General features: G+C 70.8%; 5 protein-coding genes. 4 read left to right on the top strand and 1 reads right to left on the bottom strand.

From position 1 onward, the window contains the following. Nucleotides 1–329 precede the first annotated feature (329 nt). Entirely contained in the window at nt 330–1,016 is a 687-nt protein-coding gene (locus tag PV721_RS41240; protein ID WP_319733705.1) for an HNH endonuclease family protein, read from the top strand. A 69-nt stretch (nt 1,017–1,085) separates the two neighbouring features. Here PV721_RS41240 and PV721_RS41235 read toward each other — a convergent pair whose 3' ends face one another. Further along, a complete protein-coding gene (locus PV721_RS41235) occupies nt 1,086–3,272 on the bottom strand; it encodes a HEAT repeat domain-containing protein (RefSeq protein WP_319733703.1) in 2,187 nt (728 codons plus the stop codon). A gap of 226 nt (nt 3,273–3,498) precedes the next feature. Here PV721_RS41235 and PV721_RS41230 point away from each other — a divergent pair, with 226 nt between their 5' ends. The 3 genes from PV721_RS41230 to PV721_RS41220 are packed head-to-tail and all read left to right on the top strand — an operon-like array spanning nt 3,499 to nt 4,812. After that, nucleotides 3,499–3,816, top strand: a complete 318-nt coding sequence (locus PV721_RS41230; protein ID WP_319733702.1) for a hypothetical protein — start codon at nt 3,499–3,501, stop codon at nt 3,814–3,816. Further along, nucleotides 3,810–4,418: a hypothetical protein gene (locus PV721_RS41225; RefSeq protein ID WP_319733701.1), complete on the top strand. Its 609-nt coding sequence runs from the start codon at nt 3,810–3,812 to the stop codon at nt 4,416–4,418. Before PV721_RS41230 ends, PV721_RS41225 begins: the two co-directional genes overlap by 7 nt. Further along, nucleotides 4,411–4,812: a hypothetical protein gene (locus tag PV721_RS41220; RefSeq protein WP_319733700.1), complete on the top strand. Its 402-nt coding sequence runs from the start codon at nt 4,411–4,413 to the stop codon at nt 4,810–4,812. Before PV721_RS41225 ends, PV721_RS41220 begins: the two co-directional genes overlap by 8 nt. The last annotated feature ends 47 nt before the right edge of the window (nt 4,813–4,859 follow it).

Here is a 4,859-nt window from a genome sequence, read left to right as displayed (position 1 = left end):
CCGCCCCCTTGTGCGCGGCCCCCAACGTCCTGAGCGCCCTGTCCATGACGACCAACCCCTTCCAGCCGAGTACGCAGGCGATCGGATTCACCAGCCGCCCCCGGCCGCCAGACTCCCGCGGCCGAGGTGCCTGCGTATCGGGATCCACCGAAAGCGGTACGGGAACCGCAGCACCGGTGACGGAGGACGCGATGCCCAGCGCCCCTACTACTGCACGGCGTGAGGGGAAACGTGCAGTGGCGTTTCGCCGGTGAACCGCCGTGCGCAGGCGGGTGAACCGGTCGGCACGGCCTGTCGCTGACGGGGTGGGGGCCGGTAGAACCGGGCTCATGATGATCATGAAGCAGTCCGCAGCGGCGGCCGCCGCCCTCGCAATGACCCTCTCCCTCTCCCCGGCCGCCTGGGCGAGCGGACACCCCGCTCCGGCCGCAGCTGTGCCACAGGTCCTGCCGATCGGGGTCGCGGTGTCCGCGCTTCCGCTCGCCACCGAGGACCGGACCGGCTACCAGCGCACTTCCTTCCGGCACTGGAACGCCGGCGACGTCCCGGCAGACGGCTGCAATACCCGCGCCGAGGTCCTCCTGGCCGAGGCGGTCGTGTACCCGGAGATCGGTCCGGGCTGCACCCTGACGGGCGGGGTGTGGTGGTCGTACTACGACGAGCGGGAGGTCACACCGGCCGGCGCGCTCGATATCGACCACATGGTCCCACTCGCCGAAGCGTGGGATTCGGGCGCCAGTTCGTGGACCGCGCAAAGGCGCGAAGCGTATGCGAACGACCAGGGCCAGTCAGCTTCGCTGGTGGCGGTGACGGCTCGCTCGAACCGGTCGAAGGCCGACCAGGACCCGGCGGAGTGGCTGCCCCCGTCGCCGGATGCGCTGTGCCGGTACGGCGCGGAGTGGACCGCGACGAAGCTCCGCTGGGGCCTGGCGGTCGACGAGATGGAGCTGGACCGGCTGCTGGACATCGCGGCCGGTTGCGGCGGCACCGACGTGGAGTTCGCCCCCGCCCTATAGCCCGGGTGCCGCGGTAGAAGGGGCCGCCACCGTGTCAGGCCCTGCCGCGCGGTGGCGGACTCATTGCGGTCAGGAGGGTGCCTGGGAGGTGGCCGTACGCGTCAGGATGGTCTGGCCGGTGTGCTGGATCTCCAGGTCGACCGCGACGTTCCATCCCCATGCGTTGTCCCCGCGGCGGGGCTGGGCGAGCGCGGTCCGGATCTGGGGGAGGGCGGGGTGCGCTGCAGGGCCCATGCGGTCGAGGCAGGCGAGGGCATGGCGGGCGGTGGAGTCATTGTCCTTCCACGCGGCCAGCAGCGTCGGAACGACGACGTCGGCTTCTTCGTCGCCACCGATGTCCCAGAGCGCTGCAGCCACATGGACCAGGGTCCAGGAGTCGTTGAGCACGGCCGAGCCGTCCTGCTCGTTGCGCGCGTTCTGTTTGAGTTGGTCGTTCAGCATCTGGCGCAGGCGCGGCAGCACGGCTGCGGCAGGAGGGCCGATCCGGCCGGCGAGGTTGACCGCGTCGAAGTTCCGTTTGTCGTCGAGGAGGCGTTGCAGCAGCGGGACGACGTGCTCGGGGCGGCGTTCAAGCTCCCAGAGCGTGTGGGCCGCGGCCGTACGGGTTCCCTCGTCTTCCACCTCGACGAGGAGGCGGACGGTCTCCAGGGCGGTGACGGCGCGGGGACCGAAGGACGCCAGGGCCTCCAATACGGGCTCGGCCGTGCGCCACTGCCCCCGCTGGACTGCGGCAGCGATGGCGTGCGTGAGGACGGGCACGGCGGTCGGGTCGCCGAGCGCGGCGAGGGCGGAGGCGAGGGAAGTGGGGCTGACGTCGGGCCATTCGCGGGAGTGGTCGATGTCGGCGAGGAGCCGGATGAGCCGGGGCGTGAGCTCTGCGGCGGCCTGGGGCAGCCGGCCTGCCGCGTTCACGGCGCGCCAGGCATCGATGCCGGTGTCCAGGGCGGTCAGCAGGCTGGGAAGGGCGCGCTCGTCTCCGAGTTCGGCGAGTGCCAGGACGGCCTGCTGGTGGGCGCGGCGCAGCTCGGCGTGCGGGCTCGCCCAGGCGTCGGGCCGGTGTGTGGCGCGGTGGGTGGTCACGTAGGCGGCGAGGGCTTCCCGGGCTGGTTCGGCGAGCCGGCCCAGGGATCCGAGTACTTCGGCCGCAGCCGCGGATGTGTAGGAGTCGTGCGGCAGCAGGCACTCGGCGAGGAGCCGTACCAGGCGAGTGTGGTCTCCCCGCCAGGCGGTGATCAGACCGCGTGCCATGTCGATCGCGTCGTATCGGGTGGCCGCGTCCGGGCTGCCCAGCTGTTCGCAGAGCAGCACGGTCCGGTCCTCGACGCGTGCGTCGAGGACTTCGTGGAAGGTCTTCAGCAGGGATGTCGTGGGTGCGTGGACACGGTTGCGGCGGTCGAGGTCGGCGAAGGCGGCAGCGACGTGCCCGGGCACACCAGGGTCGGGCTCGGCCTCCAGAGCACACGTGCACGGTCCCGACGTCCCCGGGCTCGCGTCGGCTTCCCCGCTGTCCTCGGGCCGGGGTATCGGTGAGATCCGGCGGAGGAGCGAGATCGCGGTGGGCACTGTGGTGTCGTCGATGGAATCGGGGACGCAGCGGGCCCGCTGGACGAGCGCCGCAAGACGGACATCGGCATCCACCGTCACGTGGTCGGCGAGGAGGTCGAAGCATGCCTGCGCGGGTTCCTGCGCCGCCGGGAGCCGCAGCGCCAGATCGCCCATCGTCCGGATCACCAGCAACCGCTCCATGACGCCGTCCTCGGCGTCGAGCCGGTCCCGAAGGACTCCTACGGCCCGCTCGGCGTCCTCCAGGAAGAGCCCCAATCCCGGGATGGCGGCCGAGCGAACCCGCGCGTCTGCATCGCAGGCATAGCCGACGAACGCCTCGCGGCGCCCGCGGATCAGCCCTGCGGCGTCCTGGTAGGCAGTGTGCTCCTCACCGGCGGGGCTGATCCAGATGTCGCCGAGGGTCTCGCTATCGACGGCTTCACGACCGATGCTCACGATCAGCCCGACCACCGCCGCCCGATCCGGTGTGGAAGGGGAGTCAGCCATGGTGAACAGGAACGACAGACTGGCCACCGTGCACGGGTACACGTCCCCCTGGTGATGGGCCGCGCCGTAGAAGCTGCTGAAGGCCTGCTCCCGGACCTTGGTGTCTGGGGAAGCCATGTCGCGCAGCCATTGCGGAACATCCCCGGCCGGCCCGTAGGCGTGTCCCATGGACGTCCAGTCGATGCTCTTCAAGTCGTTGATCATGCCGGGCACTATGCCGGGCAGCACTGACACCCACGACAGCGCTGGCCACGAACCCGGCTCACGATCGTCACGGCCGCTGTCGATGGCAGTTCTAATCGAACGTGTATGCGGATTGGTACCCGTGGGGGTGAATCCTGCACGCGAGAAGGGAGATTGGAGGTTCGGGCGGCGTCTGGTGGGCGAGGGCGCCGTAGAGCGTCCCCGTCCAAGAGATGGGAACCCCTAGATGACAGCGTTCATGGAGGCGGCCGGGTATGTCCCGGCCGCCCTGAGCGCGCTGCACGCGCTGGGCGCCGTGGTGCGCGTGTGGCAGCACCGCAGGTCCGGAAAGTCCGGCCCCTGCCGGTGCGCCCGCCCGGCTGAACGCGAAGACGCCGGTGCCCCGGGCGACCACGCCGCGGCCGCCAACACCCTTACAGCATCTGCTGTTCCGGGGCCCGCTGTGGTCGTGGCCATCGCGCCCCCTGCCGGAGGCGTGGTCGCTGCGCACATCACCGTGAGCGTGACCGTCGGGCCCACCATCCGGGAGCGTGGCCGGTGGTAGGTCCCACGCTCGACGACAGCCTCGGCCGCGAGCCCGCCACCCTCGGCGCCGGCATCCTGCAGCGACTGGCGGACTTCTGCCCGACCTTCATCGCGAGCGAGCCAGCCCGTCTGCGGCAGCGGTTCCCCAGACTGTCCCTTGCCGCGGGTGAGGACGCGGCGGGCGAAGCCGTGGCCGCGACCGTCCGACTTGCCGCGGCGGGCCGGCTTCCCGAGGACACCGACCTGGCCGCCTATCTGCACACGGCCGCCGTCAACCGGGTCCGTACCGACTTCCGCCGACAGGCCCGCGCCGACAAGGCCTTGGCGGTCAAGGGCGCGGACACTCCTGGGACTGTGGCCGGTTCTGTCGCCTCGCAGGACCTCCTTGAGGAGCTGGTGGTTCCCGCGATCAGGTCCATGCGCCGTAGCCGCAGACGCCGAGTCGTGGAACTGCAGAGCCAGGGCCGGACGGACGAGGAGATCGCGGACGAGCTCGGGATACCCCTTTCACGCCTCTATCACGACCGGCACGCCGCGCTGCGCTTCCTGCGCCGCATACTCGCCGGGCATATCCGGGCCCGGGTCGGAGAGAACAACAAGCACGGAATGAAGGGTGACTGATGTGAGCACGTACGACGACCACCCGGACGGGCGACGGTGCCCGGAGCCGGTGGTCCCGGCCGGGCTCGCGGACCTGATGGCCCAGATCGCCGGGCCCTCCGACCACTGGGACCGCCCCGAGGGCCCCCTCGGGCCTCTCGCCCACCAGTACCGGCTCACCCGAGCCGAACGAGAACTCGCCAACTCCCACTACAGAATGGGATCCAAGGCCCTCGCGCGACACGAGCTCGACCGGGCCGCCGACTGCCTGGGCACAGCCGCCGAAGCCGGCCACCCGGGCGCACTGTTCCGGCTCGCCGTACTCGCCGCCCGCACCGACCAGGAACCCGACGACATTCGCTTCCTGATCGCCGAAGCCGCCCGCCACGGACACAGGGAAGCCATTCCTGTATAACGACTTTACGCGACCCGCGACTCAAACAGATTAAAACCTGGGGGCGG

This window comes from Streptomyces sp. MB09-01 (assembly GCF_033794505.1).
GTDB lineage: Bacteria > Actinomycetota > Actinomycetes > Streptomycetales > Streptomycetaceae > Streptomyces.
The sequence above is the reverse complement of the archived record's forward strand: the minus strand, read 5'-3'. Positions and strand labels throughout refer to the sequence as shown.

What these genes read in the sequence shown, in the direction of transcription:
- PV721_RS41240 (WP_319733705.1), top strand. Translation starts at nt 330, where the DNA reads ATGATGATCATGAAGCAGTCCGCAGCGGCGGCCGCCGCCCTCGCAATG.
- PV721_RS41235 (WP_319733703.1), bottom strand. Translation starts at nt 3,272, where the DNA reads ATGATCAACGACTTGAAGAGCATCGACTGGACGTCCATGGGACACGCC.
- PV721_RS41230 (WP_319733702.1), top strand. Translation starts at nt 3,499, where the DNA reads ATGACAGCGTTCATGGAGGCGGCCGGGTATGTCCCGGCCGCCCTGAGC.